A 26,177-nucleotide genomic window follows, 5' to 3' on the forward strand; every position below is an offset into this window, starting at 1 on the left:
ATTTTTTTAGAATAAATGATACTGTTCATCTTGTTCTATTTTCAATGATTCTTTCATTCGTTGTACCATTGCTTAGTTTGACATCCTTTGTTGTAGCTTGCTGTTGACGTTCATTTGCATCGATTTCAGAGGACCAATCAGGCTTTCTTCTTATCCCATCAGTGAAACGAAGAATGGAGCTTACCATCTATAGGAATACTGGAACGATTTTTTAGTCAGTGATAAAATTTCCTTCTACTAAATCGGAATAGTACTCAATTGCTTCTTTATACTCTGTACGTAGTTCCTGTTTTTTCTTACTCTCCATCTGTTGCTTTGTTTGTGACTCATCGTATAACTTGGTATAGACGTATAAAATAGCCGGCTTATCTTCAGATCTCTTGGCGACCTCTAACGCCTTTTCTAAAGCGCCTTTCCCGATATACACCCAATAAAGCACCAAATCATCACTCGCTTTTTTTGATAGTAGCTCTAAGATCTCTCTTTTTTGTTTGTCAGCTAACGTGGCTACATGGACTAAACTTACCGCCAATACATATCGAGTAGATTCCGAAAGATCAGCGATTTTATCCTCTCGTAACATCATTAAAACACCTGGATAATCCTCATCAATAAACAATGCTTTTGCTTGGCTGAGACGTTCGAGTGTTGGTATTCGTTTTAGCTGATAGTCGCCAACGATTCCCATAAAACAACTTGTCAGGAAAATAAATATCACCATTCCCCATTTGTATAACCTATACTTACGCTTTTTCACAAAAAAATTTTCTGTTTGACGTTTGTTTTTTTGTTGGACGATCCGTGTTCCTATCAATTGATGGAGCTCGTTGATCGTTCCTGCTTCTTGTATTTTTTTGGAAAAAACGTCCCTAAATACACTGATGCCTTCCATCAATCCTCGATAATCAGTTTCAGGATGCAAGATAGCCAGGAGCAGTGCACGATACTGTTTAATAAATAAGGACTGCTCCATCACATAAGGAACTACGGATTGTATGAATCCCCGATGTGCGATCCTCAATTCTTCACCAAAAATAAATAAATTGTCAGGATGGAGATAAGGTTGAACTGGGCTATCTAAGAAACCCACTAGATCTCCCATTTTTTGGGCAATCACCAATCGTTGGTAAGGATCGATCCCCTTTCCTATTTGTGCTAAAGACTGCATACCTTTTTCTTTGTGATATCGGATCACTAATTTTTCTTCTGTAGAGGAGAGGATTTCCCCGACCATGAAATTTTTTTGTCTCTCTAAAAATAAACGGTATTGATCCAATCTTTCTAGTTGATATTGTGTTTCTTTTAAATTTATCACCACATACTCTTGTGTCTCTTGCAAGGTAAGTTCTTCTGTGCTTTTGTTTTGTCCATTCAAAACACCAACCCCTCGATTATTCAACTTTCTTTTATTGCGAAAGAATCACCAGTTCCTAATGGATCATCAGCTAGGACATTCTCTTCCCTCAGTCGAATCGCTTTATTTACTACCACTAAGTCAAAAGAGGATGGCAACTGTAGCTGTACCTAACAAAGCTTTTTTTTCACTCATTTTGCTATGCCGCTATGCACACATGACTACGTTCAAAGCCCAAAGGAATGCGCATCTTCTTGGTCTCGTTGTGCAACTGTAGTCGCGTAATTCGTTAGTTGCCGATCAATGTTTTTTAGTAGTTCCTCCATATTTTTGATACTTCCTTCTAGTTGGTTGTATTGTTCAAGATATGCTTGAAAGGCTCGGCCTTTCCATTCTTGGGCAATTTGCTGATTCATCGTATTGACTCTTAGCATTGCCTCCTGTAATTGTGTTGATGCTTGCGAATAAACTTTTGCTTGAGATTTTAACTGTTCTGGTGTGACTGCAATTATTCTTGACACCGTTCTCCCCCTCTCAACGTGTTGACTATCCACTTGCTATTTTATTGCTCAAAATAATATACGCCTCTCTTTGTTTTTTATTTGAGGTCGAGACAAAAGCCGTTCATTCGAGAGTCTGCAGCAAAACTGATTTTTAGATTTGTCTCACTCTCCCTAGTTGCAGAAAATGCTTGGAGAATAGAATTGGAATGAATACAGTCTGAATTATTAAAGAAAAAGGGGCAGGAATGAAGTATTCCTCAAAAAGAGGCAACTTCTATTCCCGCCGTTTATTCAGAGTTAGTAAGAAAAAAATTGACTTTTTGCTAAATCATATACATGCTATCCTGCCGATTTTTCACTTTCTTTACGTACATCAAAAATGACATTCTTGATCATTCATCATGTGCAACTTGCCACTCTAATCGATCGAGTAGCGGTGTATAATCTACTTTGGTAAAGTCAGTAACATCAAATTCATAAAGGGTTCCTAGTGCGAAACGATCATATTGTCGCGCATTAATTATTTTTTTAAATGCTTCTTTTGTGATGTGATTCGTGCCCAATGATCGATCTTCTAACTGGTCCCCATAGTGGTAATGATCCATGATATAACTAAGATGACGTTCTGGTTCGCGATCTCTTTGATGACGACGTGCCCATAAAACCTCAAAATCAGCGACCAATCGAATGGTAATCACTTCATACTCATATTTTTTTGCTAAAAACTGCAGTTTCTCCTTTTGTTTGTCACTAAATGGATATTCGGAAACCATCACTTTTTTACCAGCTTCCATATATAATTCCAATGCGCGATAAAAGAATGGATAGACTTTGTTTTTTTCTTGTTCTGCTCGTTCATTTAAATTAGTAAAACCAAGCGATTCTGCATAATATTCCTTGATTTCATCAAGTGTGATCGTATACATGGTAGGAAATCGTTCACGAAGTTTGCTCATTAAGTAGGTTTTGCCAGTTCCAGGACTCCCAGCCAAAAGAATGAAATACTTTTTTCGTTTACTTTGTTTCTGCATAGATCCCATTTCCTACATTTAAAAATAACCCGATTTTATGTTTGATGATTTCCTTTACTGCTTCATTGGCTGGGATAACATTATAGCGCAAAGATTTGCTGATTTCTGTTTCACCGAAAGTTGCTTTAGCTGTTTTGGTCCAGTTTACTAATAGTTCTGTTCCAACATTGAATTTGCGAATACCATTGTTGATCAATTCTGGATAATCTTCTTCTTTTACGCCTGTTCCACCATGAATAACTAATGGAACATCTACTACAGCGTTTATTTCTTTTAATAATGGAAGATTCACTTCCGTTTTGGATTTGAACTGACCATGATTCGTCCCGATTGCGATTGCTAAAACGTCCACCCCTGTTGCTGCCACAAACTCTACCGCATCTGCTGGTTTTGTATAGATCTTATCATTCTCAGCTACGTGAATTCCTTCTTCTGTACCACCAATCGTCCCTAGTTCTCCTTCTACAGAAACACCGCGAACATGGGCATATTCCACCACAGCTTTTGTTTTTAGAATATTTTCTTTAAAAGGTAAATGAGAGCCGTCATACATCACGGACGTATAGCCACTATCGATTGCTTGCTTGATATCGTCAAAATCACGTGCATGATCCAAATGAAGAACTGCATCGATCATTTCTTCATTGGCAATCGTTTTTACCACATTGACCAATACATTCATCCCAATATATCTTGCCGTATCGACACTTGTTTGGATAATGATCGGTGCCCCCATCTCTTTCGCTGCACGTAACATTTCCGGCAACATTTCTAGATTATGCGTATTAAAGGCACCTACCGTAAAATTCAATGCTTCTACTGTTTTGGTTACTTCTTTTAATGTTGTATACATTTGTTCATCCACCTTTATCGTATTAGTTGTTTCCTTTGATCGTGACTTTTTTGGCTATTTGTCGCATATCGTCCATTTTCCCCATATAATAATCAATCCCTTGATCCATCCCCTTTACGCGCAGCCTCACCTCTTTTTCTGTTGTAAAGGGACATCAATCGCTTATACCCATCTCCGATACTTTCTTTATGTGCCAAACTGTTTTCTAAAGCAGAAATTGCTTGTTCGATTTCATCCAAATCAGCATAGTCAAGCCCTATTTGTTCAAATAGTTTTGCCTGTTTTTCTGACTCTTCACAACTAGCAAGTTCTTGCTCAAGCTTTTTGATTTTCTGCTGGAGTCTAGTACATTCTTCCTCAGAAAGACTAGACATTTCTTTTGGTACTTCTTTTTTCTTTTTTTTTAAACCCAAACATTTTCTTTTCCTACTTTCCTTTTAAAATACTTTTAAGATAGGACTTAAGATCCATGCATAGAATAAAGCTGCAGCGACTGTATCGACATCTGTTGCAGTCGCATTGATGAAGCCCATCGAATTGAAGATCGTTACGAGTAGTGCAGGCAATAATGTAATAAAAAATCCGTGGGCAATCCCGCCAATGATGGCACCGCGTCGTCCACCAACAGCATTTCCAAAGATTCCTGCTGTACCGCCTGCAAAAAAGTTAGTCAACATCCCTGGGAGAATCATCGCTAATCCAAACAATGGTAAAGTAAACATTGCAATGACTGTCCCAATCGTCGTCGTTATAAACCCTAAGATCACTGCATTCGGACTATATGGAAAGAACACTGGGCAATCTAAAGCAGGGATGGCATCTGGCACTAATTTCATTGCGATCCCACGAAAGGCTGGTACGATCTCCCCAAGTAATAATCGAACACCTACTAACAAAACATAGACACCGACAACAAACTGGATTGCTTGTAAGAAAGCAAACATAATGTAATTTTGCCCTCCTGATAATTCTGCAGCAAATGATTCTCCAGCAAACAATACCGTGATGATATAAAGAGGAACCATGACCACCATGACCGATAAGTAGGTATCTTGTAAAAATTCAAAATGAGCAGGTAATTTGATGTCCTCAATCGACTTTTTATTCTCGCCCCGTTCACCAAAAAGCTTGGCTACTCCTGCTTCAAACAAATATCCGATCGTACAAAAATGGCCTAACGCAATGTCATCAGAACCTGTGACTTTACGAATGATCGGCTGAGCCAATGCTGGCATGGCAATCGCAAAAATTGCACCAATAAATCCACCAACCAGTATCAGCACAAGTCCACGTAATCCAGCAAAATAACCAAAAACAGTTGTCATAGTAGCCATCCAAAGTATTGCTTGACCTGTCAAGAAAATATATTTCCACTTTGTAAAGCGTGCCAGTACTATATTAAAAATAAAAATAGCTAAAAAAGTTAACGCAATATCTCTACCTAGCCCTAGTTCATTCATTGCTTGTCCATTGATTGCCTCAATAGATGGAATGATTCCTTGCATTTGAAACCCTTCGGTAAAGATTTGACCAAAGTAGGTCAGACTCCCTACGATGATGCTTGAACCTGCACTTAATACTTGGAATCCCAACAATGTCTTCAACGTTCCCGAGATGACCTAACCAGTGGATTTCTTTTGTAACACTAGTCCTAACATCGCAATCAACGCAATGGTGATCGATGCCTGTGTCAAAATATTTTCTATGATAAAATTGATGACGCCCATTGTCTCTCCCCCTGTATGGTATTTTAGATAGCACCCTTGTTCAGTAAAACTGGCGTTAATTTTTCTTCAATTTCACTTTTTGAAACGATATTTTTCAAATAAACCATCGCAGTACTCGGATCAAGCGTAAATTTTTCAAATTGTGAGCGGAAATTCTCAGCAGTGATAATCACATCTGGTCTCATGGAGACAGCGGATGAAATATCACAGTGATCCAATTTAGCCTGCACTCCTAACTTATTCAAAACATCTTCTGCGGACATTTGAGCTGCAAAACTACTTCCTAAACCTGCACCACATACAAATAAAATATTCAGTTTATTCATTTTCTTCTTCCCCTTTTTAACTACTGAAACAGTAGTGTTTTAAACGTTTCGATTGTTTGGCATTTGATCAGTTTGGTTAATTTCTCCTCATTGTTGATCAGTTCAATCAATTCTTTCATGATTGTCAGATGTGAATAAGAATCTACAGCAGCCAGGCAAAAAATGATTTTTACAGGGTCCATATCCTGATTTCCAAAAGCAATCGGCTGTTTTAGCGTAGTGATACTGACGCCTAATTGATTCACTCCGTCTTCCGGTCGTGCATGAGCTAACGCTAAGTGCTTCCCAATCACGATATAAGCACCATATTCCTCTACCGCCTGGACCATCGCATCGACATAGCGTGGTTCAACGATGTTTTCCTTTACTAAGGGCTGAGCGACTAATTCAATCGTCTCCTGCCAAGTTTCTGCTTTTTCTTGAATCAGAATATGACTGTCAGTCAATATATCTTTTAACATTGGTTGAATCTCCCTTTTATTGATCTCTAAATCATTTTTTTCAAATAATGTCTCTAAGCGAGAGTAGATATAGCGATCAATCTTTCCTCCGCTTCCTTCTACTATCGCTAAAATATCAGTGAATAAGCTAGTTGATTCTTTCGTTTCAGGCCTTATGCGCTGAAATTTATGATGAACTTTTAAAAATTCTGCTACTATTGGCCGATTATTCTCAGTTAAAATTGGATCAATAACAAGCATCGGTTTACTTTGATAAGCCAAATTGAAGGTACTGAAAATCAAATCAACGTCTAATTTATCCACTAATGGTACTTCTTTGGAACTCAATACTGCGAGAACCTCGATTTGTGGAAATTTTTCTTTGAGATTCTCTGCTAAAAGATTTCCCGTAGCCACCCCATGATTGCAGACAACCACCGATCTGTACTTAGCGATGACATTTTGTCGAAGTGCACTAGCGATAGTTGAAAAGTGAATGACTAGAAAGGCGATTTCATCTTCGATCACTTTACCAGAAGCTGCTTCCTCGATCACGGGCATGAATTGAGCAACCACACGATAAATCGGTTCATATGTCGTACGGATATTTTCTTTTAGCGGGTTGATGACTTGCACATTGTTTTGTATCCTCACGATCAGTGCAGCGATGTGCTTATAGAGATTCTCAAATAGTAATTCTTCCTTTAGATGGAAGGGGATCGCTGTTGATTTTTCAACGAACTGGATCAATTGAATCGTCAACAATTGTGCTTGGACCCACTCAAACGTATTGGAAATATCTCGTGAATTGAATGTTTCGATCATAAATCGCAAGTAGTTACGTTCCACCTGCGGAATCTCATCCAACTGGAATTCTCGTTTTATCTGCTCGATAAATTCAGAAAAATCTGCTTGTTCATCATCAAAATTTTTCCAAGTCAATGTCGAGATCCACTCATGCTTTTTCACCCTCTGAATCCAGATCAATGTGAGCAATAAAAGTTGACTTTTATAAATCTCATCGGTTCTGTTGCAAAGTTTTAAATCTACTATCAAATAAGGTAGAATAATAGAAAAAGATAGCAGGAGGAATGACGATGAATCATTTTAAAGGAAAGCAATTTCAGCAGGATGTGATTATTGTAGCTGTGGGCTACTATCTTCGTTATAACCTTAGCTATCGTGAAGTTCAAGAAATCTTATATGATCGTGGCATTAACGTTTCTCATACGACGATTTATCGTTGGGTGCAAGAATATGGCAAACTACTCTATCAAATTTGGAAAAAGAAAAATAAAAAATCCTTTTATTCATGGAAAATGGATGAAACGTACATCAAAATTAAAGGAAAATGGCATTATTTGTATCGAGCCATCGATGCAGATGGTTTAACCTTGGATATTTGGTTACGTAAAAAACGGGACACACAAGCAGCCTATGCTTTTCTTAAGCGGTTAGTGAAGCAGTTTGATGAACCGAAGGTTGTAGTCACAGATAAAGCCCCCTCTATTACAAGTGCCTTTAAGAAACTAAAAGAATACGGCTTTTATCAAGGGACAGAACATCGTACCATTAAATACCTGAATAATTTGATTGAACAAGACCATCGTCCAGTAAAGAGACGCAATAAATTCTATCGAAGTTTACGCACTGCCTCTACCACGATTAAAGGCATGGAAGCCATTCGAGGATTATATAAGAAAACCCGAAAAGAAGGCACTCTCTTCGGGTTTTCGGTCTGTACTGAAATCAAGGTATTATTGGGAATCCCAGCTTAAATCATAGATACCGTAAGGGATTTTATTCTTTATTTAAAACTTTGCAACAGAACCCGTATAATGATGCCAATTAACTTTTTTGTTGTACAAACGACTTACTGGAATCCCATTCGCTCCTTTGTACGAGTACCAACCAATTCCTTCATATGTCCAGCCTTGTTTTGTAATGCTGTCTCGCTCTTTCGCATTTAATGTGTAAAAATGTTCCCCATTATAACGATTGTATAAACGATAAACAGGATCACCGCTTGTTGGTGCTTGCCAACCAATTCCCTCATAATTCCAACCAATTTTTCTCAAATGATCTCGCTCACCAGTATCTCGTGTGTAAAAATGTTCCCCACTATTAGGGTTGAATAGACGATACATAGGAATCGTTTTAACTGCTGCTCTTGCACTACTGCTCATGGAATCATCCATTAATTCTTCTTTAGGCGCTTGTGTTGCATTCGCTTCACTTTGTCCTGCTTTTTCTGGCGCTTCCAGTGTAACTTCTTGTCCATTAATAATTGCTGTTTGTGGTTGTTCTACATTACTTGTCTCGTTAGTAGTTATTGTTTCTATTGAAGATTGTGTCTCACTGGTCACTTGTGTATCTTCAGTAGAAAATATCGTTTCTTCAGTAACAACTGTCGAATTTCCTGTGTTTATTTCCTCTGCAGATACAGATTCCCCTAAACTAATACTAGACAATACACTAATACTTGCTAACAAAAAAAGATAACGCTTCATTGACTCCTCCTGATAAAAATAATTTCACAATAAAATTATACCGACTAAAAAAAATGGATTCAATATTTATGAAGAAAAACAAAAACTTCTGCCCTATTATGGACAGAAGACTACAAAATATTGAAAAGTTTGGGAACAACGACAGAACATCGTTGATAATGAGAGTATATCAAATATTCTAAACCACTGTAATATCTCTTACTTGCCTAAAAAATCAATTACATACTGTCATGGATTTAATTGGATCATCGTCCATATGGATATATATAGTATTGATCGTCATGATAGCTTGAACTTGCAGCAATATAGAAACTGAAGCAATCTACACCAACATCGTTGATTAATCGCTGATCATAACCCCAAATATCTTCTAATAACTGATCAAAAGTAATATACCCTAACTCATACTGCTGAATGATATTCATAATTGACTCCATTTATCTAACTCTTGAATCTCAGCATGGCGTACTTCATCATAATGAACTTTATGATCACCAACAAATATTCCTAATTCATCATGTCCTCTGATTTCACCAATAATATCATCAGGATAGTAGCCTTCAGAATCTCGTTCTTCTTTTTGAATACAAACAACTTTTCTTTTCAGGACAGCAGCGTTTAACACTTCCGTAATTTCTTCAGTCGTCATCTGTTCTTTGGCCAAATTTTGATTGGCACGTTGCTCGACGTCGGCATCGATCTTTTCTGTGTGATCTGAAAGATAAAATCCTGCCCATTTTAAACGTCCTCGATCATTGTATTCAATCATTATTTAGCCCTCCATTTCTTCCTGGATGCCCACCGACTAACGTACTTCTAGTAATACTACGTGCGCCTTCTAACTTAGAAGAAGCGTGAACAATTGCCGTAAAACCATACTTCTGTCGGATCTTGTCTATAATCTTATCTAGTTTTTCTTCATTAATCTGTTGCTGTGGATCACTAAACAAATCTAGCTGAAGCGAATCGGTATAAACGAGCTTACTGTAAGTAATTCCAACGTGCCTTACTTCTTGTCCATCATAATATTTGTTGAATAAATACAGGCAGTAGTACTGAAGCTCTTTCGTATTATCAGTCAGTGGGATTTTCATTTGGTGCGAAAACCCTGACTTTGTTTCCAGGATCGACGTACCTATATACAAGCGAACGCAACCAGTCTTGCACTTATGCTGTCGAATACGTGCAGCCACTTGTTCCGCCATTTCCTTCACAACGATCTCAACTTCTTCTTTCCTCGTATAATCCTTCGGTAGTACCTGAGAATTGCCATAAGATTTCTCTTTAGTTGGTTCTGGCGGTTCTGCGATATCCGTTCGATCAATCCCATTCGCATGAAAATAGAGCTGTAGTCCAATAACCCCTAATTGCCTCTTGAGAGCGTATGGGTCCCAATTGGCTAAATCTTTAATACTCAGAATCCCCATGTGGTTTAATCTTTTTTTCATGCGTGATCCAATACCCCAAAAGTCCGTCATTTCTTTAATCGCCCAAATTTTTTCTGGTACATTTTGATACGTCCATTCCGCTATAAATCCCTTATTATGCTTGGCTTCATTATCTAAGGATAATTTAGCTAAAACCGGATTATCCCCAATACCGACAGTTGCGATCAAACCAGTTTGACGGTAAACGTGTAACTGTATCTGTCTTGCGAGCTGTTTTCGTCTCTCACTTCTTGTACCTGGTGTCGTAAATAAGTTCAGCAATTTTGTTACCTTTAGAATTGACTCATCAATCGAATAGATCAATAAGTCTTCATCTGCGACGTACTGCCGAAAAATACTATTTATTTCCATATTTTTTTTAATATATAAGTTCATCCTTGGTGGTACAATGTGTAATTCTTTAGGCAAAGGATAAGGTAGATCACGAGGTCTACTAATATTTGTAATCCCATATTTACTTTTGGCAGTTGGTGAAGCTGCTAAGGTAAGCCCTGATCCAGTGTTGTCTGCTCGACTCATCACGACCAATTCAGCCGTTAAAGGATCTAAGTTTCTTTCAACACATTCCACCGAACTATAAAAGCTTTTCATGTCGATTAGAAAGTAATCATTGACTGGCTCTTTTGAGTAATCAATCATAACATCCCCCCCATTCCAACACAATTATACAAACATATGTTCGTTTTTGTAAAGGGGAACTACCTAAAAAGAAAAAAGTCAGACAAAAATGTCTGACTTTTCTTTACTCTACTAGATTAGCAATTATAAGTAGGTTCTAATTCGCCCAGTTTGACCAACTATATAACCTATAAATCCTAAATGACCTTAGAATCATCGTATGAACACTAAATAGCATGTCATTTTCTACATTCTACAGTCGGGATTAACAAATAACAAAATAGCATAAAACCAAGCTTAAAACACATGTTAGAAACCTGCTATATACCTATTGTGTTCCATGCTCTGAAGAAAAAATATTGATATCAATATTTTTTCTCCAGAGCTCTATTTTTATAAAATAAAATTAAATCTATCCCAACCATTACCGCGTTTATAATATACAAATATATTACATAATCACACTTCACTAATAACTTATTTAATATTCCGAAAACATATCCTATTATTAGTACAATCATAAATAATGAACTTTTCCCTTTAGTTGATTTAGATTTTAATGACTTATATATAGAAAATGGCCATGCAGCTCCAAAACATATGAGCATTATAATTTCGTATATACTCATATTAACAATTATACAATCCTTTTAATGTAAATTGGTCTAAAATATGTCCTTCCATTTCTCTGCATAAATCATTTAAATAAAAACCATTTTCTAAATTTATAAAACAATCTAATGCATAAACATGTATTTCGTAAATATGTTCTTTATTTGGAGGTGCCATACCTCCATAATACATACAAAACTCTTTTTCTACTTTTCCTCCTTGAATGCTAATCCAACTATTTAAACCTTGAATAATGCTCTTATTCGTTCTACTTTCATTTTCTTCTATTTCTTCTTTAGTTATATTAGCAGCTACCCAATGTATCCATGAAAAACCTCCACTAACTGGTATAGCATCTTTATCTTCTATAACTATAGCAAATGTTTTTGTTCCTTCAGGTGCATTTTCTATTTTTAGTGGTAATGAACACGTAGGAATTCCATGTTTATCAGTATTTCCTCTCTTTCCATATTTATCTTGAATTATACCATCGATTATTCCTTTACTAGTTACTTTCATAAAATAATCTCCTTAAAATATTATATAGAAAATCTAAATAAAACTTACAAATACATATTATTTTCTATATATATTAAAGTCAATTACCCACTTTTTTATCAGTATTAATTAATCCAATTTCAATAAGTTCCTTTTTTCTTCATTTGTCTCACATAACCTGAATCGTATCCCCATCTTAGGCTGGCTTCAGTCGCAGTCATTAAATCATTGTCATGCAAATTATATTTCTTTTCTGACATATTAGTCTCCTTTTATACACTATATAGCTTATAAACAATGATAAACTTTATAGTGTATAAAATCAATTAAGTGTTTATTTTGAGTGTACCCTAAATAGACACTGTCGGTGTCACTTTTCTTTTTAAATGGCATATTTTTTATCTTTAAATGGCAAAATATTACAGAAATTATAATTACATACGTGACCATTTTACTTATCAAAAATACCTGTCAGGATAATTCTTGACAGGCACTTTTGATATTAATAACTGCGTTTGTTGTATTCAGTAAACTCGCCATACTCTAAAAATTAGTAATTTTCAAATTTGTTGTGAAAGAGAAATCATCTCAATTAACCCTTGAGCAGCTTCACTACCTTTATTTCCTGCTTTCGTACCTGCTCTTTCAATTGCTTGCTCAATGGATTCTGTGGTTAATACACCGAACATCACGGGAATATTGGATTCTAGGTTAATATGTGCGACACCTTTTGCTACCTCATTGGAAACTAATTCATAATGAGTAGTTGCGCCTCTGATCACTGTCCCCAACGTAATCAACCCATCATAACTATCCTTTTTGCTGAGTTTTTTGGTAATAAAAGGAATTTCAAAAGCTCCCGGTACCCAATATATATCAATTTGTTCTTCTTTAACGCCATGTCTTTTTAAATTATCCAATGCTCCTTGCAATAATTTTTGATTGATAAATTCATTAAATCGCGCGACTACAATTCCTATTCGAAGATCCCTTGGAGAATAATTTCCTTCATAAATTGTCATTTTCTTGCTCCTTTATTTTTATACTGATAAGTAATGGTGGAACTTATCTCTTTTTGTTTTTAAATAGGATTGGTTTTCCTTTTGTGGAACGGTTTCAATGGGTACCCTATCGACAATCGTAATTCCATCTTGTTGTAGCTCTGTTACTTTATCGGGATTGTTTGTAAGTAATCGAATGGACGTTGTACCAATTGATTTTAAAATATCCGCTGCAAAGTGATAATCCCGTTCATCCGGAGCAAAGCCCAATTCAATATTTGCTTCATAAGTATCAAATCCTTGTTCTTGCAATTGATAAGCTTTTAACTTATTTCTTAATCCAATTCCACGACCTTCTTGACGAAGATAAAGAATAGCTCCAGTCCCCTCTTCTGCAATCATTCTCATTGCTTCATGTAACTGTTCACCACAATCGCAACGATGAGAACCAAAGACATCACCAGTTAAACATTCTGAATGAACACGGACTAATGTAGGAGATTGACTATTTTGAATATCTCCTTTTGTTAACAATAGATGCTCCCGTTTTTCTCCGTCTTCATAAATAGTCAATTTGAAATCACCATAATCTGTCGGTAAATTTACGGTTATATGACTATTTTCTTCTAAATAATTTGCCAACTCATCAATCGTAATTAAGGGCAATTGCCATTTTTCAGATAAACGGGTCAGATCTTTCATTCTTGCCATCGTTCCATCTTCTTTCAGAATCTCACAAATATAAGCGGCCTCTATACTATTAGCTAATTTGGCTAAATCAATTGCGGCTTCGGTATGTCCTCGACGTATAAGCGTTCCGCCATCTACACTAATCAAAGGGAAAATATGTCCTGGTCTAAGAAAATCATTTGATTTCGAATGAGGATCAGCCAATGCTTGAATGGAAGTTGCTCGATCAAATGCGGAAATACCAGTCTTCGTATGTTTATGATCCACACTAATCGTAAAAGCTGTACCAAACGCATCAGTATTATGGGCTGTCATCTCTCCTAAAGATAAGCGTTGCGCAATGCTCTTAGATATTGGCGCACAGATTAATCCTCGACCAAACTTTGTCATAAAATTAACCGCCTCAGGTGTCACATATTCGGCTAAACCAACCAAATCTCCTTCTGATTCTCTATCTTCATCATCAGCTACAATGATTAGACCGCCCTTTTTCAAAGTTTTAATCGCTTCAGTAATATTACTCATAGTAAGTCCTTCTCCTTATACATTTCAAATTTATTTCTCTGTGCCTTTACATATTTTCCAACCATGTCCGTTTCTATATTCACAAGATGACCTACACTTAAAATTCCCAGATTTGTCAAGGATTTAGAATGTGGAATCAGACTAACTGAAAAGCTTGCTGCTGTTGTTTCCGTCACTGTTAAACTTACTCCATTAATTGCAATTGATCCTTGTGGAATGATTTCACCTGCATATTTGGTTGGATAAGCAAACGTCAAAACTAATGCATTTTGATTCTCTACTTTCTTAATCAACCTTGTAACAGTATCAATATGTCCCGCAACAAAATGTCCTTCAAAACGTTGCATCATTAAAACTGCTCGTTCTAAATTGACTCTATCGCCCACTTTTACGGTGGAAAAAGTGGTCCGTTTAAAAGTTTCAGGCATTATTTCAGCTTTAAAAAAAGTACTTGAAACCTCAATAGCAGTTAAACATACCCCATTGACTGCCATACTATCACCAATGTTGTAATCACTTAGTATACTGTTGGAAGCCTGAAAAGTGAGTTGGATCATTTGCTGGTTTCGTCTAATTTCTTTGACTATTCCTTGTTCGGCGATTAATCCTGTGAACATTGCTTTCGTTTCCCCCTCACTCGAATGTCTTCTCCTAGCTGTTCAACTTCCAAAAATTCTAATTGCTGGTCTTTAGAGACTAAACGTTCACTATGAAAGGACATCGGACTTGTTCCACCAAAAAGTTTGGGAGCAATATAACTGATGACTTCGTCCCAGAGACTTTCTGCTAAAAAAGCATCATGGATTTTCGCTCCTCCTTCTACGTACAACGACTGAACACCTTTCTTTCTCATGGTCTCAATAAAGAAGGCAAAAGAAAACTTAGGTGTATAAAAAATTGTTACATGGGGGAATATTTCCTTTAGCTCATGATTTTCCGTAAATATCCAGACCGGACTTGTTGTCATTTGAAAAAGATTGAGTTCAGGACTTTTAAGAATCCGCCCTCTACGATCCAAAACGATGCGCACTGGCGGGAAAATATTTTCAGCATCAGGCAACAAATGAGGGTTATCAACTAGAACAGTTTCGCTCCCCACCACAATTCCTTGGTATTCCCCTCGCTCTTTCCGTACTCTTGAAATTGCCTTTGGGCTTGTTATTGAGTGCCGAGAACCTTTCTTTATAGAAATCTTTCCATCTAGTGTAACGGCTTGTTTTAGTGTGATATAGGGACGATCCATTTCAAAAAAGTGGTTATAAAAAGGATTCAGTGCTCTACATTTCTCTTCTTCTACACCTACAATTACTTTGATTCCATGCTTTTGTAGAAATTCTCTGCCTTTTCCTGCCACTAAAGGATTCGGATCAAGCTGACCTATGACTACCGTTGTGATACCAGACTGGACAATGGCTTGCGTACAAGGTGGCTGTTTTCCTTGGTGGTTACAAGGTTCTAAAGTAACATATAAAGTTGAATTAAACAGTTCTTCGGGGGAGCTACAATTTTTAATAGCATTTACTTCAGCGTGAGCCTCGCCATAATGTAAATGGGCACCTAGTGAGAGTAGCTTTCCTTCTTTAACAATAGCAGCTCCAACTAATGGATTGGTAAAGGTCTTTCCCTTTCCTTTTCTTGCTTCTTCAATCGCAGCTAACATGAAAGACTGGTGCATATCAATTCCCCCTTTCAACAAAAAAAGCCCTGCGAAATTAATCACAGGGCATAACTAAATAAACCTAAAGATAATCGATTTTAATACAAATAAAACCGATCTTCAGTCGATTTTTCTTCTCCCATCCAGACTTTAACTGTCGGTGTCAGATTCTCACTGGCTCAACCACAAAAATGTGGGTCACGGACTTCGAGTAGACTCGTCACCGTCGGTCGGGAATTACACCCTGCCCCGAAGAAATATTCAATTCGTTTAGAGTATATTCTTAAAGCTCAAATATGTCAACCTAAAATAAAGTGGAGTATAAACGTCAGTATTTTATTAATGTTAATCGGATGAATAAAATAAGAATGAAATGTCCATAAAATGGTCTGTTTCTGAACACTTGCTTTTTTTACCTTAAATTTAAATTTTTCTATATTTTTAGTGTTCATAAACCCATATCAAAATCTATGTTCATTTAATCTATATAGATAAAGTTATGTTACAATAGATTTTAGTTAGGAGTGATTTTTTTGAAAATAGGATATGCACGGGTATCTACCGGATTACAAAATTTAGATTTACAAGAAGATAGTTTAAACAAATTTGGCTGCGAGAAAATTTTTACCGATCATATGAGTGGAGCAAAAAGTAATCGACCAGGATTGGAAACGGCTATCGATTTTGTTCGTTCTGGAGATACTCTCGTAGTTTGGCGGTTGGATCGGCTGGGAAGAAATATGGAAGATCTGATTTCAATCGTCAATCGTTTGAATGAACGTGGTGTGAGTTTTCATAGTCTTCAAGAAAATATTACAATGGACAAATCTAGCTCTACTGGACAACTTATGTTTCATTTGTTTGCGGCATTTGCCGAATTTGAGCGCAATTTGATTTTGGAACGCTCGGCTGCTGGAAGGGAAGCTGCACGTGCAAGAGGAAGGTTTGGTGGTCGTCCTGAGAAGTTAACCTCGCAGGATTTGGAACTACTGAAGACTCTAGTAGATAATGGTACGCCTATTAAGACGATTGCCGAACGTTGGAATGTTTCTCGAACAACTATTTATCGTTACCTTAATAAAATAGAAGAAAAAAATAAGGAAACACTTAAGTAACACTTGGGCGTTTCCTTATTTTTCAAGGCAGCGTACCCTAAATAGACACTAACCGATCATTGAAAAATCTAGTTTTCTAATGTATGATTAGGGTGTGTTTTAAATAGTTCGAGAAAGTAGGGTAAATTTTTGAAAATTGCTTATATTCGAGTTTCGTCGATTGATCAAAATGAACAACGGCAAATTGAAGAAATGAAAAAGTATGGCGCAGAAAAAATTTTCATCGAGAAACAATCTGGAGCAACGATCACCCAACGACCGATTTTTCAGGAAGCTTTAGAGTTTGTTAGAGAAAAAGATATTTTTATTGTCGAAGCCATCGATCGATTAGGCAGAAATTATGACGAAATCATTGACTCAGTCAATTACCTCAAAAAGAAAAATGTACAACTAATCATCACTAGTTTACCAATCATGGCTGAAGCAATTGGAAATCCTCTCCTGGATAAATTCATTAAAGATTTGATCATTCAGATCTTGGCCATGATTGCCGAACAGGAACATACAGAATCTAAACGACGCCAGGCACAAGGAATTAAGATTGCTAAAGCGAATGGTGTTTATAAAGGACGCCCTAAGTTATATAGTGCAGACACAAAAGATCCCCAACGTCGCCTTGTTTATGAAAGCATCGTTAAGGATCTTGAGAATGGCGTCGCTATTTCAACAATTTCGGAAGACTACAATATTACTAGACAAACAGTTTACAGAATTAAAAGCGAACTCACTTGAACAAAAAATACTTAAAGGGAGATAAAATCTGAAGCAATAACAGCAACGCACAAAAAAAAGCATTTTATTCCACAATATTCTTGTTTCTATTCATTGATAGCGTTACATGTTTGTTTTGGTTTTCCATCAAGTAACTATCGTTTTATTTATTGAGAATTAAACTGAATAATTTTTACTAATTCAGGTTTTGATTGTTCAATTTCTAAGTTTAATCGATTTATTATGTCAACAGCTACTTCATGAAATAAATCATTTTTTTCATCAACGAGTTCAAAAACAATTAATTTATTTTCGTCTACAATACTATCAAAAATATTATTAAATAATTCTTTAATATCTTCAACAGAACTATCACTTAAATTTATATTTAAATTATTTAATTCTTTAAAAGTTAAACTAACCTTTTCTTTTTTTCTAAGTATTTCTACTTTAATTATTTTATTATCAAATTCCATATAAATTTTTCCTCCTACTGAACATATTCTGGCTGCCTTCTAAATGATCTAATGCCTTATCTTCCCAATTAAGTATTTCAGATGGATCTAGAGAACCAACAAGTTCTCCAGAATACATATTTCCATAAAAATATCCATTGCTATTATCATCTTTAAAGTCACAGTAGATACACTGACTAGGTAAAGTGTTAGTTGCAATATTAGCATTATGCGTTGACAGTACAATTAATTTATTTTGATTCCGTAAGTTGTCTAATTTAGGAATCAAATAATCCGAAATGTATTTATTTCCTAGACCCCTCTCTATCTCATCAAACAGATAGCAATCAAATTTTGTATTCTCTAATAATCCACTTATTGATAAAATAGCTTTCTCTCCCTCTGAAGGTGTATATGCTTCAGAGGTGTTTTTATATTCCTTTAGTATATTTACTTCTTTTTTATCACTTCAGAAATAAATATATTGCCGTCAGTATTTTTTTCAATATGTGAAAAATACTTATTAATTTCACTGAATGATCTGGCAGAAAAGGTACTTATTTTTTTCACTAAATCTCTAAACAAAGCAATATTAGTTCTATTAAATACAGAACCTTGTTTATATACATATTCAGGAGATAAGGTGACTATTTTTACTTCTAAGATAATAGTTCCTTTATTAGGCAATTCACCTAAGCTTACCCTTTCCCCCCCCTGTTTAATACAGTCTAAATGATTGTTTATGTTATTAATGTTTTCCATGAACTCTAACCTTTTAGAAACTAAATCCGAAAAACCAAGTTTATTTAATTTAGCAATTTTACCTGTTTTTTTGGTTACAGTTCCTTTGATTAATTCTAGTAATATATCAGTATTTTTATTTACATAAATATTTTTATAATTAAACTTTAGTTTTTTTATTACATCTTTTTTCAACTTATTCAATTCTTCGTTTAGATTATTTTTATCATTATCTCCCTCGTTCCTGAGTTGGTTATTGATATTTATTACATCTATTATCTTTTTTTTATTTTGCATAGCTGTAGTATATAATTTTTCAAAATTACTATTATTTGTTTCAGTAAATGTTGCTTCTGTTTTTTTTATTAATAACGCATTCGCACTAACTTTTGTTGCTTTATGATATTCCAATATTGATTGAATAAAATTAGGGATACTATCTTCGTTATACCCAATAACTTTATCAAAACTATATCTTATATTTTCCTGTGAGTATTCGTCAGCTTCTACTGAATCCTTATATTTTTTTATAATATTTTCATATTCAGTATTATAATTTTTTCCCTCATGTAGAAATACTTTTTTTCCAATTCTTTGAAAGTGTGGCAAAAGATATCTAGACATAAATACTGTTTTTCCAGCTCCCTTTTCTCCGAATACAATATTTATATCTTCATATATAGGAACTGTATTTTGCTTTTCATTAATCACAACATCAATCTTTTGAGCAGCATCTAATTGTTTTTTTATAAACTGTTTTGGGTTTTTAGCAAGTTCATAAAATTTACTAAAAGAATTTATTCTAAACTTTATTTCAGGTAGCTCATACTCACTATATTTATTCCAATCTTGTACATCACTTCCAAGTAAAGAAATCTCATCATGCCCATTTATGATACCCATTGTTTGAATTTTTCCAGGCTCTAAAATTATTATATAATTTTCTAAATCCTTAAGTAGTTTTTCTTTATCCTTGAGTGTAAATGCTCTTTTTTTATCCTTATCTAAGAAATGAGGAATTATCACAATTTTTTCGCTGGAGAATTCTTTCACTTTATTTATAAAATCCTGATATTCTAAATAAAAGTTATCGTAATCTCTATTATTATCATTATCAAAGGTTTCATAAAAATGTTCCATTTCATTTGGATCGCAAATAACAATTGTATGGTAATGTTTCTTATCATCTATTTTTAAGTCTAGCTCTATCCCAGGAAAAATCGAAAAGTTAGGTTCCATATCCATTATCTCCTGAAATTCTTCTTTACAAAATTTATTATGATTTGTAATAGCGCACATAACTACATTGTTCTCATCCATTTTTTTTATAAAATCTTTTGGATTAATTATTCTTTTGGAACTATCTCCAGATTTGCATTTTTGAGTATGTATATGAAAATCTACTCTCATTGTCTATTCTCCTTTTTGTTCCTAACTTATTAAAAAACACGTCTTATGCATAGTTCAATAATACTATATAAAAGAACAACTTCAAAAGAATAATTAAATTTTTCAACTTGCGGATACTAAAATAGTTGAAGTAATTTATTGAAATTAGGTTGATTGAGTATTTGTTCATAGACTGTCATTCGCTTGGTACATCTTTTACTTTGCTCTCCTCCTCCACCCTCGTCAGTTGTTTTCGAGTTTCATAGATTGATCAAAATGAACAAAGGCAACTTGAAGAAATGAAGAAGTTCGGCGCAGAAAAAATATTTATTGAGAAACAATCTGGAGCAACGATTACTCATCGACCAATTTTCCAAGAAGCTTTAGAATTTGTCTGAGAACAAGATATTTTTATCGTGGAAGCCATCGATCGACTTGGAAGAAATTATGACGAGATCATTGAATCGGTTAATTATCTAAAAAGAAAAAATGTACAACTTATCATCACTAGTTTACCAATCATGGCTGAAGCAATCCTCTCTTGGATAAGTTCATCAAGGATTTAATCATTCAGATCCTGGCCATGATTGCCGAACAGGAACGTACAGAATCTAAACGACGCCAGGCACAAGGAATTAAGATTGCAAAAGCAAATGGTGTTTATAAAGGACGTCCTAAGTTATACAGCGCAGACACAAAAGATCCCCAACGTCGCCTTGTTTATAAAAGCATCGTTGAGGATCTAAATCAGGGTATTGCTATTTCAAAAATTGCAAAAAATTATAACATCACTAGACAAACAGTTTATAGAATAAAAAACGATTTGTAAGTATGGTAAGGAAACAGCTCTCTTTATTCTCAGATATCTAAAACTACAATAAATTAAACTTCAACTTTGCAAATAAATCAGACTATTTAAGTATAATTGATTGACTTAACAATGCTATTAGCACAATAATATCCCTCTACATAAATAAAGTAGAGGGATATGGAAATATTTTTATATTGGTGCATGACATCTTTGACTGTGAGCACCAGATAAAGCTCCTTCAACTAACTGACTCGAAAACCCTAGTTTATTCAAACCTTCGCTATCTTTTGCCAACATCACAGTTCTTTCTTTACCTTGTACATTGTATTTATCCAAGACACTTTGAGGACTATCCATAAATTCACCGACAACATCCATATTTCCCTGTAAATCTGCAACCAGTTTTTTCAATTCTTTAGACATAATACTGCACCTCCGTAAAGTTTATAATTATATGATAACATTCATCAGTAATTACTTCAATAATCTGACTATTCTTTTATTTCTGATTTTTTCTTTTTTTATATCTACTTCATAATGAGAAAAACCATCTAGTACTGTCAAATGCATTCCTTCGTATTTTTTTACAAAATAGTTAATTTGTGCAATCGGACAAGTTTTATCTTCACTTCCATGAAGAAATCTTATAGGTAATAATTCTTTCATTGCCAGATTTTTTTCTGGAGAAAATTTCCTATAATCAGAAAAATACTTTTCAATAAGGTTTCTCGAATCTGAACAAAGATACATATAAAATAAATTTGTAAATCCACTAACAGAGACTATTCTTGCTATACTAAAATTAATAAATTGAGAGAGACAGATTGCGATATACGCTCCATAACTCTCACCATATATTTTTATTTTAAATCCTTGAGAATCATAATAGCTAACGACAGATTTTACAGCTTCAACATCAACAACACCTCCGTTACCTATTAACTCATTTTCATATTTTTGGGAATATCCTGTACTTCCAGGAAAATTCACCAAACAAATATTATTGAAATTATGATAGAAATCAAAGATTAAATCTAAGTATTCATGATTATAGTGATATTTAGGTCCTCCATGCAAACATATCAGAACTGTATCATCACTTCTATTAATGTGAGTTAAACAAGGAATTTTTTTTTCACCAATTATTTGATGTTCAAAAAAAGAAAGAGGGAAAGTAAGTTGACTAGTCATCTTTAAATAATTTAATTCTCTTTCAGGAATACTGTAATAAACTAGCATTGAGCTATTCAAAGTTGAACTACATAAAAGAATCAATGTTTTGTTATCAAGAAAATAACAATTTTTTACAGTAAAATGTACTGGAATATTTAATTTTTCTTGGTTTACAAATACAATATTGCCTCCTTTATCATTCGTAACAGTTAAACTCAAATTTTTATAAGTATCATGCAACAGAGTATTATAATCAATTGATCTGACGTTATTTAAGAAACCAGAGGCTTTACAATTAGGCACATAAAAATGATTCACTTGATTTTTTTCTTTATAGATAAGCTTTCCTTTTTTTATACCTATTGGCACTATCATAAAAGATCTTTCGCATATCATATCTTTCTTTTCAAATGGATACAGCGAATAATAAAGTCTATAATTACCTGTTTTACTTAGCATACTTGCAATTATACATTTTCGATCATTAGTAAAAAAAATGCTTAGGATTCTCACTCAGTCACCTTCTATCGTTCTGTCAGCACTAAACTCATCTTGGAAACAGCAAATGACGAAATACTTATCATAATCAATGTGGCTAAAAATACTAAAACGATGATTAATAAACTATTTGCTGGTGTAGCAAATACTATAGACCTTATTGCATATAGTTGATAAGTTAACGGATTAAAGTAACCAATAACTTTAATAAATGTAGGGACATTTGTAATTAAATAAAATGCAGGAGCTGTAAACCCTAATGGAGTAATAATAAACGAAATAATTGAATCTCTTCGCTGATAATCATTAATTTTCATCGTAATCAACGCAGCTATGGATGTCCAAAAATACAAGACAATTATCACAACTATTATCCCTGCCAAATAATTGATTAAACCAATTGAGCTTCCAAACAAAGTAGCTATAATATAAAGTACACTAGACTGAATACATATGCCTATAGTAGGATACATACTCATTCCTATAATGTAATAAAATGGTGAAACTCCACTTTGACGTTTCAAAGCTAATAGACCATATCTTTTATCTATAGTAATTCGATAAATTGTTTGAGTCATTTGTGAAATAATCAATATTCCCAAAATCCCAGTTAAAGCATAATCGGCATAAGAAATTGTTTTCCCCTCATAGGCAATATTTGTGACAAAACTATTGATACCTAAGACAATAAAAATATAGTACAAGATCGGTTGAACCAATTGTGATATGATCAATCCTTTGTTTCTAAGAAACGCATTTAGCTCATTTTTTACAATGATTTTTAATCCCTTTATTCCTAAATAATGTTGCTCCCTAAATTGACTTGGCATCATTTTAAAGACCCCCTTCTCTATAATGAATGTATAAGTCTCTTAATGACATAGTTTCCTTAACAATTTCATCTATTCTAAAGAATTCTTTTGTATCCATAAACAATTGTGTTAAATCACTTTCCTGATTTAATATAAATCTATACTGAAAGTTGTCTAATCCTGTCACAGCAATACCTTTTTCATTTAACTTATGAATAATTTCTTCATGGATTGATCTATCAGTAGTAATCTGGTAACTTTTTTTAGGCGCGTTTTCGATCAAGAAATTTTTTAGATCCCCCGCGTATAAAACCCTTCCTTTATCTATCAAAACTAAATTATCACAAAATTCTTCTAATAAATGTAAGTCATGTGACGACACAAAAACTGATTTCCCTTTAGCTGCTTCTTTTTTTAAAAATGACAACAACCGATTAGATGTTTCTGCATCTAGTCCTGTTGTTGGCTCATCTAACAAATAGAAGTCAGGCTGGTGAACAATGGAGCGCGCAATTTGAACACGTTGTTGCTGTCCCCCAGATAGTGCATCTACAGGTTTATTTTTTAAATCCGATATACTTAATAAATCTAAGGCTTTTTCGGTCAATAATTTTCCTGTTTTTGCATCTATTCCTGCTAATTGACTGCCTAAGTAAACGTTATCCCACACATTTGTGTACCAATCCATCACCTGAGTCTGCGGTGAAAAACCTATAGTTGCAAATAATCGTTTTTCTATAAAATCCTGATCAAACTCTACTGAACCCGTCGTCGGAGTTTGAATCCCAGCAATAATATTGAATAAGCTTGATTTACCTGCTCCATTATGCCCAACTAATGCTACTATTTCACCGGTAAATATGGAAAGATTAATGTCTTTTATCGCAAATTTTTTTCCATATTTAAGACTTAAATCTTTTATATCTAATACATTTTTTTTCATTACTAAACTCCTTTTCTAAGGTATAATTAATTAAATCTTACTTAAAAGAGAGGGATTCTAATATGGCTGAACGAACCATCGATCAGAAAATTCAGAATGTTTTAAAAAAATTTATTGATTCCTATAAGGATAATCGAAGTCTCACACCCCAAACCTCCTATTTATTTTATGATTTTATAATTCTATCCTACCATAATAAAAGAAAAAATCGTTACAGTATTTCTACGTTGTCAGAAATATTATTAGCGGAAGGTATTGAAGCAAATTTATTAATAAATATATACGCTCATTCCCTTTATGTACTAGCATTGAACGATGGCAAGCAGATATATGATAAAGGATTTTTAATATGAACTACTATGATCGAGTTAAGAGGCAACATGGTATCTATTTTAATTTATTATCTAAATATAACTTACATCCCCTAAAAAAAGATCACTGGATTTATGCATACAAACAAATGTATAACAAAAAAAAACAGGGATTTAAAATTCATTTAAGTGCTAATACTAATAATGCCATTAATATAGCTAAAAAATTTTTAAACTATAATGAAACAAAACAACTAGACTTTAAAATCGTTTCTACTCTAGCAAAATTTGACATACAAAATACTGGGGCATTAGGATATTCTCAAATAGGAAAGTTAATCACTATTTATCCAAACGATGATGATGAATTTCTTTATACACTTAATGAGCTAGAACTGATTTTCAAATCAGACTTATCTCCTGAAATCCCTTCAGATTTTAGATATATGTTAAGTTCTGTGGTTAATTATAGATATGGAGAAATAGTTGTAGACCCTAATTTCAATGACCTTAGAGATAAAACTATTCCGAACGATATAATTATACCTGTGGACGATTACTATATTCCCAGACTAAAAGAAATTCCTAAACATTTATTACTATTAAAAGTTATAAAGAAAACTGGTAAAGGTGGAACATATCAATGCCTTGATTTAAAAAGAAATGAGCTAGTACTATTAAAACAAGGTATACATCAAGGTGATTTAACAATCGATAATGTGGATACTATTAATCTTTTATCTTTAGAAAAGAGGAGCCTCTTAAAACTAAATAAAGAAAATCAATTTCCAACGTTTATTGACGATTTTTATTTAGAAAACTCTTATTTCTTGGAAATAAATTATCTAAATAAAGAGACTCTATATCAATTTATGAAAAAAGAACCGTTGTCTCCTGAAAAAATAAAATCAATTATTTTAAAAATTATTTCAGTAGTTAAATTGCTCCATGAAAAATATAATATTATTCATAGGGATATTTCATTCGATAATGTTTTAATTGATGAACATCAAGAAATTTCTGTGATTGATTTTGAATTTTCCTATGATTTGAAACAATGGAATCCACCTTCTATTATTATGGGTACTCCTGGATTTTATAACGCAAACCGATTAAATATAGACCAATATACAGATGTTTACAGCATTATCAGTCTATTATATTTTATGGATAATTTCGATCTATATTGTAATTATAAAAATGACCACAATAAATTAACTTTACAAAGAAATTCAATAGATAAAGGTACTAGTTCTTTTTATTTTATCTATTTACAAGCTCAGTATCATTCCGCTAGGTATTCACTAGATATGCTTGAACATGATTTAAGGACCCTAAGCGTTTAAATTGTTATAGTTAAACTCAACTAATCTGCACAACTTAAATGTCCTCTATCAATAAATTATTCTATTGAATAACGCTAAG

At 34.0% G+C, this 26,177-nt stretch carries 27 protein-coding genes, 3 pseudogenes and 1 riboswitch; of the genes and pseudogenes, 6 read left to right on the forward strand and 24 right to left on the reverse strand.

Annotated features, from left to right (window positions below; translation table 11 throughout):
* Window positions 1-25: 25 nt before the first annotated feature.
* From IGI47_RS13100 to IGI47_RS13140, 9 genes and pseudogenes are all read right to left on the reverse strand, one after another.
* Window positions 26-187: a hypothetical protein gene (locus IGI47_RS13100; protein WP_311930363.1), complete on the reverse strand. Its 162-nt coding sequence runs from the start codon at window positions 185-187 to the stop codon at window positions 26-28.
* Between the two features lie 24 nt (window positions 188-211).
* Window positions 212-1,375 (reverse strand): type VII secretion protein EssB/YukC, encoded by a 1,164-nt coding sequence (locus IGI47_RS13105; RefSeq protein WP_438784419.1) that lies wholly within the window; start codon window positions 1,373-1,375, stop codon window positions 212-214.
* A gap of 206 nt (window positions 1,376-1,581) precedes the next feature.
* On the reverse strand, window positions 1,582-1,875 hold the full coding sequence (locus IGI47_RS13110; RefSeq protein ID WP_311930365.1) for a WXG100 family type VII secretion target: 294 nt from the start codon (window positions 1,873-1,875) through the stop codon (window positions 1,582-1,584).
* A gap of 374 nt (window positions 1,876-2,249) precedes the next feature.
* On the reverse strand, window positions 2,250-2,888 hold the full coding sequence (locus tag IGI47_RS13115) for an AAA family ATPase (RefSeq protein WP_311930366.1): 639 nt from the start codon (window positions 2,886-2,888) through the stop codon (window positions 2,250-2,252).
* Window positions 2,872-3,741, reverse strand: a complete 870-nt coding sequence (locus IGI47_RS13120) for a class II fructose-bisphosphate aldolase (RefSeq protein ID WP_438784420.1) — start codon at window positions 3,739-3,741, stop codon at window positions 2,872-2,874. The genes IGI47_RS13115 and IGI47_RS13120 overlap by 17 nt, the downstream gene beginning before the upstream one ends.
* 92 nt (window positions 3,742-3,833) lie before the next feature.
* The gene (locus tag IGI47_RS13125) at window positions 3,834-4,154 is read right to left on the reverse strand and encodes a tetratricopeptide repeat protein (protein WP_438784421.1); all 321 of its coding nucleotides are present in this window, start codon (window positions 4,152-4,154) and stop codon (window positions 3,834-3,836) included.
* Between the two features lie 24 nt (window positions 4,155-4,178).
* Window positions 4,179-5,468 (reverse strand): annotated as a pseudogene (locus IGI47_RS13130) (PTS sugar transporter subunit IIC).
* A 23-nt stretch (window positions 5,469-5,491) separates the two neighbouring features.
* Window positions 5,492-5,794, reverse strand: coding sequence for a PTS sugar transporter subunit IIB (locus IGI47_RS13135; RefSeq protein ID WP_081134657.1), 303 nt, complete (start codon window positions 5,792-5,794; stop codon window positions 5,492-5,494).
* A gap of 20 nt (window positions 5,795-5,814) precedes the next feature.
* Window positions 5,815-7,275 (reverse strand): annotated as a pseudogene (locus IGI47_RS13140) (BglG family transcription antiterminator); the annotation flags it as partial.
* Between the two features lie 56 nt (window positions 7,276-7,331).
* On the opposite strand from IGI47_RS13140, the gene IGI47_RS13145 reads away from it, so the two are divergent.
* Complete coding sequence (locus tag IGI47_RS13145) at window positions 7,332-8,012, forward strand: IS6-like element IS1216 family transposase (RefSeq protein ID WP_001015311.1); 681 nt, start codon at window positions 7,332-7,334, stop codon at window positions 8,010-8,012.
* 33 nt (window positions 8,013-8,045) lie between these two features.
* On the opposite strand, the gene IGI47_RS13150 is transcribed toward IGI47_RS13145, so the two are convergent.
* The 9 genes from IGI47_RS13150 to ribD form a co-directional block, all read right to left on the reverse strand.
* The gene (locus IGI47_RS13150) at window positions 8,046-8,744 is read right to left on the reverse strand and encodes a hypothetical protein (protein ID WP_438784422.1); all 699 of its coding nucleotides are present in this window, start codon (window positions 8,742-8,744) and stop codon (window positions 8,046-8,048) included.
* Window positions 8,745-8,989: 245 nt separating this feature from the next.
* Window positions 8,990-9,169, reverse strand: a complete 180-nt coding sequence (locus tag IGI47_RS13155) for a hypothetical protein (RefSeq protein ID WP_438784423.1) — start codon at window positions 9,167-9,169, stop codon at window positions 8,990-8,992.
* Window positions 9,166-9,513 (reverse strand): hypothetical protein, encoded by a 348-nt coding sequence (locus tag IGI47_RS13160; RefSeq protein WP_438784424.1) that lies wholly within the window; start codon window positions 9,511-9,513, stop codon window positions 9,166-9,168. The genes IGI47_RS13155 and IGI47_RS13160 overlap by 4 nt, the downstream gene beginning before the upstream one ends.
* Window positions 9,506-10,831, reverse strand: coding sequence for a Y-family DNA polymerase (locus IGI47_RS13165; protein WP_438784425.1), 1,326 nt, complete (start codon window positions 10,829-10,831; stop codon window positions 9,506-9,508). The genes IGI47_RS13160 and IGI47_RS13165 overlap by 8 nt, the downstream gene beginning before the upstream one ends.
* 609 nt (window positions 10,832-11,440) lie before the next feature.
* Window positions 11,441-11,941: a YbhB/YbcL family Raf kinase inhibitor-like protein gene (locus IGI47_RS13170; protein WP_438784426.1), complete on the reverse strand. Its 501-nt coding sequence runs from the start codon at window positions 11,939-11,941 to the stop codon at window positions 11,441-11,443.
* Window positions 11,942-12,480: 539 nt separating this feature from the next.
* Window positions 12,481-12,942, reverse strand: coding sequence for a 6,7-dimethyl-8-ribityllumazine synthase (ribH, locus tag IGI47_RS13175; RefSeq protein ID WP_438784427.1), 462 nt, complete (start codon window positions 12,940-12,942; stop codon window positions 12,481-12,483).
* Window positions 12,943-12,960: 18 nt separating this feature from the next.
* Window positions 12,961-14,136 (reverse strand): GTP cyclohydrolase II, encoded by a 1,176-nt coding sequence (gene ribA / locus IGI47_RS13180; RefSeq protein WP_438784428.1) that lies wholly within the window; start codon window positions 14,134-14,136, stop codon window positions 12,961-12,963.
* The gene (gene ribE / locus IGI47_RS13185; RefSeq protein ID WP_438784429.1) at window positions 14,133-14,753 is read right to left on the reverse strand and encodes a riboflavin synthase; all 621 of its coding nucleotides are present in this window, start codon (window positions 14,751-14,753) and stop codon (window positions 14,133-14,135) included. Before ribE ends, ribA begins: the two co-directional genes overlap by 4 nt.
* Complete coding sequence (gene ribD, locus IGI47_RS13190; RefSeq protein WP_438784430.1) at window positions 14,738-15,811, reverse strand: bifunctional diaminohydroxyphosphoribosylaminopyrimidine deaminase/5-amino-6-(5-phosphoribosylamino)uracil reductase RibD; 1,074 nt, start codon at window positions 15,809-15,811, stop codon at window positions 14,738-14,740. Before ribD ends, ribE begins: the two co-directional genes overlap by 16 nt.
* A gap of 109 nt (window positions 15,812-15,920) precedes the next feature.
* A riboswitch (FMN riboswitch) is annotated at window positions 15,921-16,054 on the reverse strand.
* A 263-nt stretch (window positions 16,055-16,317) separates the two neighbouring features.
* Here ribD and IGI47_RS13195 point away from each other — a divergent pair.
* A complete protein-coding gene (locus tag IGI47_RS13195; RefSeq protein WP_438784431.1) occupies window positions 16,318-16,908 on the forward strand; it encodes a recombinase family protein in 591 nt (196 codons plus the stop codon).
* Between the two features lie 129 nt (window positions 16,909-17,037).
* Window positions 17,038-17,640 carry a recombinase family protein gene (locus IGI47_RS13200; RefSeq protein WP_438784432.1) on the forward strand — a complete coding sequence of 201 codons (603 nt, stop codon included), beginning with the start codon at window positions 17,038-17,040 and terminating at the stop codon, window positions 17,638-17,640.
* Window positions 17,641-17,786: 146 nt separating this feature from the next.
* On the opposite strand, the gene IGI47_RS13205 is transcribed toward IGI47_RS13200, so the two are convergent.
* Both IGI47_RS13205 and IGI47_RS13210 read right to left on the reverse strand, forming a co-directional pair.
* Window positions 17,787-18,095, reverse strand: a complete 309-nt coding sequence (locus IGI47_RS13205) for a hypothetical protein (protein ID WP_002299568.1) — start codon at window positions 18,093-18,095, stop codon at window positions 17,787-17,789.
* 429 nt (window positions 18,096-18,524) lie between these two features.
* Window positions 18,525-20,225, reverse strand: a complete 1,701-nt coding sequence (locus IGI47_RS13210) for a hypothetical protein (protein ID WP_438784433.1) — start codon at window positions 20,223-20,225, stop codon at window positions 18,525-18,527.
* Window positions 20,226-20,503: 278 nt separating this feature from the next.
* On the opposite strand from IGI47_RS13210, the pseudogene IGI47_RS13215 reads away from it, so the two are divergent.
* A pseudogene (locus tag IGI47_RS13215) lies at window positions 20,504-21,033 on the forward strand (recombinase family protein).
* Window positions 21,034-21,204: 171 nt separating this feature from the next.
* Here IGI47_RS13215 and IGI47_RS13220 read toward each other — a convergent pair.
* Genes IGI47_RS13220 through IGI47_RS13235 form a run of 4 tightly spaced genes read right to left on the reverse strand, consistent with a single transcriptional unit; the run spans window position 21,205 to window position 24,441 of the window.
* A complete protein-coding gene (locus IGI47_RS13220) occupies window positions 21,205-21,438 on the reverse strand; it encodes a hypothetical protein (protein ID WP_002299564.1) in 234 nt (77 codons plus the stop codon).
* Between the two features lie 51 nt (window positions 21,439-21,489).
* Window positions 21,490-22,701: an alpha/beta hydrolase family protein gene (locus IGI47_RS13225; RefSeq protein WP_002299563.1), complete on the reverse strand. Its 1,212-nt coding sequence runs from the start codon at window positions 22,699-22,701 to the stop codon at window positions 21,490-21,492.
* Between the two features lie 11 nt (window positions 22,702-22,712).
* Window positions 22,713-23,519 carry an ABC transporter permease gene (locus tag IGI47_RS13230; RefSeq protein ID WP_002299561.1) on the reverse strand — a complete coding sequence of 269 codons (807 nt, stop codon included), beginning with the start codon at window positions 23,517-23,519 and terminating at the stop codon, window positions 22,713-22,715.
* 1 nt (window position 23,520) lies between these two features.
* Window positions 23,521-24,441 (reverse strand): ABC transporter ATP-binding protein, encoded by a 921-nt coding sequence (locus tag IGI47_RS13235; protein ID WP_002299560.1) that lies wholly within the window; start codon window positions 24,439-24,441, stop codon window positions 23,521-23,523.
* A 62-nt stretch (window positions 24,442-24,503) separates the two neighbouring features.
* Between IGI47_RS13235 and IGI47_RS13240 the strand changes: the two genes are divergently transcribed.
* Both IGI47_RS13240 and IGI47_RS13245 read left to right on the forward strand, forming a co-directional pair.
* A complete protein-coding gene (locus IGI47_RS13240) occupies window positions 24,504-24,794 on the forward strand; it encodes a hypothetical protein (RefSeq protein ID WP_002330356.1) in 291 nt (96 codons plus the stop codon).
* Window positions 24,791-26,098: a protein kinase domain-containing protein gene (locus IGI47_RS13245; RefSeq protein WP_002299558.1), complete on the forward strand. Its 1,308-nt coding sequence runs from the start codon at window positions 24,791-24,793 to the stop codon at window positions 26,096-26,098. Before IGI47_RS13240 ends, IGI47_RS13245 begins: the two co-directional genes overlap by 4 nt.
* Window positions 26,099-26,177: the final 79 nt, after the last annotated feature.

This window comes from Enterococcus sp. AZ191, from assembly GCF_051713845.1.
Classification (GTDB): domain Bacteria; phylum Bacillota; class Bacilli; order Lactobacillales; family Enterococcaceae; genus Enterococcus_B; species Enterococcus_B durans.